Raw genomic sequence first — 4,662 nt, forward strand, 5'->3', positions numbered from 1 at the left:
CCGACGCGATCCCGATGCCTACCTCACCGCCCTCGAACGCCAAGCCCAACAGTTAGATTTGCCAGCCTAGAAAAAAACACTGGCTACGCCGCCGAGCAGGAGCGGGAGGACGTGAAGGCCGCGCGCCTGTCCTGGTTCGAGCGCCAGCTCGATCTCGACCCGGACAAGCTCGTGTTCCTCGACGAGACCGCCACCAACACGAAGATGGTCCGCCGCTATGGGCGAGCCCCGCGCGGCGAACGTTGCCGGGTCGCGGTGCCGTTCGGCCACTGGAAAACCATCACGGTCACCGCCGGTCTGCGCACCAGCGGCCTGACAGCCACCGCCCTCTTCGATGGAGCGATGACGGGCGCTCGCTTCCGCGACTATGTCGAACAAACTCTCGTCCCAGCCCTCAGGCCCGGCGACACGGTCGTGCTCGACAATCTGCCCGCCCACAAGGTCAGCGGCATCCGCGAACGCATCGAGGCGTCCGGGGCGAGGCTACTCTACCTGCCGCCCTACTCCCCCGACTTCAACCCGTGTATGGATGGCTCCTGCGGGTCAAGGATGGCGATCGGTTTAGGTGAACTGGTCGGCTGCGGCCATGTATACGGCGTCTGATCTGCAGCGGGATCGCTGCGCGCCCTGATGAAGTCCGCTTGGAGAACAGGTCCCACTCAATCGAGCGCGCTCAAAGCGCTCCGGATTGATCGGGGTGTCCTGGTTCTTCCTCTCCGTTCGTTCGCCATCACCTCACGTCGCCCTGACCGTTCGTTCAGCCATTCAGGCAGCAGTCGCCTGCGGCTGGTAGCGTGATCCGTCCCTGAGGACGGCAAAGATTGTTCTTGCCATGCGATGCGCCAACGCGATGGCGGCGACTTTCGTCTTTTTTCGGACCAGCATGTCGGACAGCCAATCCTGCCTCGGACCGCACCTGGATCTCACCATGATCTGCGACATGGCGCCCAGATAGAGCAGCCGCCGAATATACCGGTTGCCCATCTTCGAGATCCGCCCGATCCTCTGTTTGCCGCCGGTGGAATGTGGCTTGAGGGTCAGGCCGAGCCAGGCGGCATAGTCCCTCGCGCAGTCGAAGTTGCCGACGTCCGGCGTCGTCGCTGCGATGATCGTCGCCGAGAGCTTGCCGACGCCCGGGATCGTCGACAGACGCTGGCTCGTCTCGCTTTGGGCGTGAGCCGCTTCGATCTCACGCGTCAACCGCTCGATCCGCGTGTCGGTGTCGACCAGCTGCTCGAAGAGCAGGCTGACGGGCAATCGGGCCGCTTCCGGCAGCTGATGCATTTGCGTTCGCAGCCGGTGGACGTTCTGCGCCCCCTTCGCTGCGATGACGCCGAACTCCGTCATGTGGGCGCGGATCGCGTTGCAGATCTGCGTGCGCTGGCGGACCAAAAGATCCCGCGTGCGGTGGATGACCAGGACCGACGAGCAGGCTTCGCTCTTTACGGCAACGAACCGCATGGAGGGACGCGTGACCGCTTCACAGATGGCGGCCGCGTCGGCTGCGTCCGTCTTCCCGCGCTTCACGTAGGGCTTCACGTAAGACGGCGGCATCAGCCGGACGTCATGCCCCAGTTCCTGAAGCTTCCGCGCCCAGTCGTGAGCGCCCCCGCAGGCCTCCATGCCGATCAGGCATCGCGGCAGTTTCTCGAAAAACGCGAGCAACTGACTTCGACGCAGTTGGCGACGCATGAGAACACGACCGTTTTCATCGACACCGTGGATTTGGAAAACGCTCTTCGCGAGGTCGATACCGATCGTAGCAAGCTCGGACATGGGTGGCTCCTCAGCTTGAGGCGACAACATCCCGACTATGCTCCAACGCAACGCCGGGAGCAGGAGCCATCCACGCCATCAGTCGAGAACCTCTGGCAGTTCATGCGCGACAACTGGCTCGGCAATCGAACCTTCACATCCTACGCCGACATCCTCGACCACTGCTGCCACGCCTGGAACACCCTCATCGACCGACCCGGGCGCATCATGTCGATCGGACGCCGCGAATGGGCCTATGGGTTCTGATCAATGAGAATTGGTATAAGCCACAGTTTGCGACAACCTCCCTGAAGCGGCCCACTGCTCCACCGTCATTGGCCTGCTGGTCAGCGCCAGTGGACACGATCAATGCGTTTGTCACGGCCAGGGTAGGAAGCAGCCATTCTCATAAAGAGTGATTACGGAACCAGACAGCTCACAGCTTGCCCGGCGAACGTCTCAGTTTGCGCCATAAACACTTCATCTAGCTCACGGGCCGTCAGCACCTAGGCTCGACACACGAATGTAGTCTGAAACCGAAGAGAGAGACGACATGCCCGGACAGTATGCCTAACGAGCTGTAATGCTGGCGCGTTTGCAACAGTGCCATATTTTCCTACGAATACGGTCAAAGTGTCCTATTTTGATCGCATTTGATTGTGTAGGAGTATTCGCACGACACCTATCGGGCACATAATAGCAAGTTCATAATCACTCACTTTATTCGAGTAAAAATCTCAATTCAGTCTACTTATTCTAGAGTTTCAAGCACAATATACCAAATGTTCCTATATTAGATTTAAATAATATCAAATGTCTACTTTTTTCTAATATGTAGTTCGACGATAAAAGAGCAAAGAGACTGTCTTTCATTTATATGAGTGAACAAAATCGTACGTCCAACTGTATCTAAAATACTCTCCTTCGAACCGGTGTTAAAATGTCAAGTCAAACAAGCTCAAACCGACTGGATTTTAATTACATTTATGGACAGTTTAACCTGAGTCTAACTCCGGTTTATAAAGATCTTCTTGCGCCAGGCACAATCAACCATAGAACCGATAATCACACTTATGCATTTGCGAATATCGATGGAAGAGATTTGAACATACAAATATTTAGCGGTGGTTCTGGTCTTAGCTCTACAGACAATCCATTTAGAACATACGATGTAAGCTTCACTGGCAAAGAAACTAGTACTTTTACATATGAAGGTCAATCCTCAACATTTACTGCCCCTCAGTCAGATAAATTAATTTTTACTTCTTTTATATCTGACTATAAAAATCATTATGACGGAGAAGCGCATAATTTAGTCATTTATGAACCCACTCTGCTCGATGGAACCGTAATAAGCCGTTCGGAAGTAGGTATCAGCGCGACCTACAGTGGTAATTACGTTGTAGTTCCCGCCGGTCAAGAAGCTAGTTCTTATATTTCAAACTTCTTTTCACCAATTCAGACAGTATCAAGCGGTACCGTCACAGGGGACGTATCAAGCTCTAACTCTATTACAAGGTTCCAAAGTGAATTAAGTGGCACAGTTACACTACCAAAATACGTCTATTTGCCTGTCGATTATTACTATTCTCTTTTTTCTAAATCTTATGACTCAGTAGATTTCGATAATCTGTCTGATAGCGAATTAAAATCTATTCTTCTTAAAAGTGATATGTTTCATGCTGGTGGTGGCAATGATGTAATCCATCTACCTGATAGTAATTTTTCCATTAATTCTTTTCTTTCAAATCAGAAGTCGGCTTTAGGATATGGCTCTTACTCCAGTTGGAGTGATGAGACTGTATTTCATGCGGAGACAAATCCGAATGAAGTGACCATTATTGCAGGTGGTATGCATCGATTCAATGATGTTGAGGGTGGTAGCGGCGACGATTTATTTGCGGCAGGGGCGCAAGGCAATAAATTTGTCCTAAACGGAGGGCACGACGACTTCACTGGCGTCGCGCAATCAGGTATTTCTGCAATAAACAGAGTAGTTTTTCAGGGAAAGGCTGTTGATTATACAAATAATGTTGGAAAGCTAAGCTACCTGCTATCAAATCCAGATAAAACACAAGGCGAATGGTATAACAAAGACTCTTCGGAGACTTTAACTTATTCTTACGTCGATTATTTTAAGTTTTCAGATCGAGAGATAAAAGCGAAAACAATCGAGTTTCTCGGTGCTGCAGGAAGTATACTCGGCACAGTTGGAGACACATTGAAACATATAGGTTTCAATGACGCAGCAAAACTGGTGAAACTGATTCAGATCGAGATAAATTATGCTAAAGAGTTGCAACAGACAGACGATGTTTATAAAACGTCGCGAGAAAATTTTAGCAAGCTATTAAAAATACCCGTAGAATATACCCTCAATACCGTTAAATCGAAGCTTCCCGCGGAAGCGCAGAAAACCTATGGATTGATTTCGGACAAAGTAATTGTTGCGATAGATGCTTATTCAGGAGAGCTGTATGATAAAATTCAAAAAGGTTTAGCTCCCGCAGTTGATGCTTCTGGGGCTTTCTATGGAGACGTCGTTTATAGCGGTATTGTTCCGGCTCTACAGAATTTCTTTGCCTCAGACAGCGGCCTAACGCCTGAAGAAACCACGCATTTTATCACAGGCGGTGGAATATTATCAGTAGACGATACCCAGGCGCCCGTTGTGGATTTTTCTCTTCCTCTACCAAGCGTACCGGAGACACCATCGGGGGGCGGATCTTCAAGCCCGGGCGGATCTCCTGGACAGCCTCCTGTGATCATCGATCCTCTGGGTAACAATGACGGGGGAGGAACAACCGGCGCGAACCCGATCGTGACAGCTACGGCGACGACGTTGAACGCCGGAGATCGTCTCGATGGCGGCGGACACGCCGTGCTGTCCCTGTCAGGCGGAGGCGC

The 4,662-nt window shown here is 51.8% G+C and carries 2 protein-coding genes and 2 pseudogenes; 3 read left to right on the forward strand and 1 reads right to left on the reverse strand.

The genetic code is table 11. The features are described from left to right. Positions 1–69: 69 nt before the first annotated feature. Positions 70–522 (forward strand): annotated as a pseudogene (locus tag AC6EUL_RS22570) (IS630 family transposase); the annotation flags it as partial. A gap of 243 nt (positions 523–765) precedes the next feature. Here the strand turns inward: AC6EUL_RS22570 and AC6EUL_RS22575 are convergent. Further along, entirely contained in the window at positions 766–1,776 is a 1,011-nt protein-coding gene (locus AC6EUL_RS22575) for an IS110 family RNA-guided transposase (RefSeq protein WP_499872837.1), read from the reverse strand. A 75-nt stretch (positions 1,777–1,851) separates the two neighbouring features. Here AC6EUL_RS22575 and AC6EUL_RS22580 point away from each other — a divergent pair. Beyond that, positions 1,852–2,022: pseudogene (locus tag AC6EUL_RS22580) on the forward strand (IS630 family transposase); the annotation flags it as partial. A 673-nt stretch (positions 2,023–2,695) separates the two neighbouring features. Beyond that, the coding region (locus AC6EUL_RS22585; protein ID WP_499872839.1) for a hypothetical protein at positions 2,696–4,662 on the forward strand (1,967 nt) is incomplete at its 3' end.

The organism is Methylobacterium sp. 001424705, from assembly GCF_059816145.1.

Bases quoted from the DNA above. Each gene is read 5' to 3' on its own strand.
- AC6EUL_RS22575 (WP_499872837.1), bottom strand. From the start codon at position 1,776: ATGTCCGAGCTTGCTACGATCGGTATCGACCTCGCGAAGAGCGTTTTC.